This window comes from Nocardiopsis kunsanensis DSM 44524 (assembly GCF_000340965.1).
In the GTDB taxonomy this organism is placed as follows: Bacteria; Actinomycetota; Actinomycetes; order Streptosporangiales; family Streptosporangiaceae; genus Nocardiopsis; species Nocardiopsis kunsanensis.
In genome coordinates, this window is the sequence record NZ_ANAY01000096.1 from 1 (window position 1) to 531 (window position 531).

Genomic DNA, 531 nt, shown 5'->3' on the forward strand with positions numbered 1-531 from the left:
CAGGCACCCACCCTCGAACAGGGCCTACGCCGCGCACGCCGCACAGGGTGGGGATATGCGATCGTCGACGGCACGCTCATCGCCTGCGACCGCGTGGCGGCCGACCGCCCCTTCTATTCCGGCAAGCACAGACGACACGGCATGAACATCCAGGTCGTCGCGGCCCCGGACGGGGCTCTGCTGTGGACCTCGGGAGCGCTCTTGGGGCAGTGCACGATGTGCGGGCGGCCCGGATCTGGAAGATCGCCGAACGCCTCCGGGCCCAAGGACTGCTCGCTCTGGGCGACAAGGCCTATGTGGGCCTGTCCGAGGTGGTGTTCTGCCCGTTCAAAGGCCGGGGCAAGCCGCAGTGGAAGAAGGACATCAACTCCGAACACGCTCAGCTGCGCGGGCCAGGCGAACGGGCGATCGCCCAGCTCAAGCAGTGGCGCATCCTGCGCCGCCTACGCTGCTGCCCCCACCGCGCCGGCGAGATCGCTCGTGCCGTGCTCGTTCTTCAGCTCCGAGAAACAGGATGAAAAAGGCTCACTG

The 531-nt window shown here is 67.6% G+C and carries 1 pseudogene; it reads left to right on the plus strand.

Going from position 1 to position 531, the window contains the following annotated elements:
• Nucleotides 1-518 (plus strand): annotated as a pseudogene (locus D456_RS26235) (transposase family protein); the annotation flags it as partial.
• Between the last annotated feature and the right edge of the window lie 13 nt (nucleotides 519-531).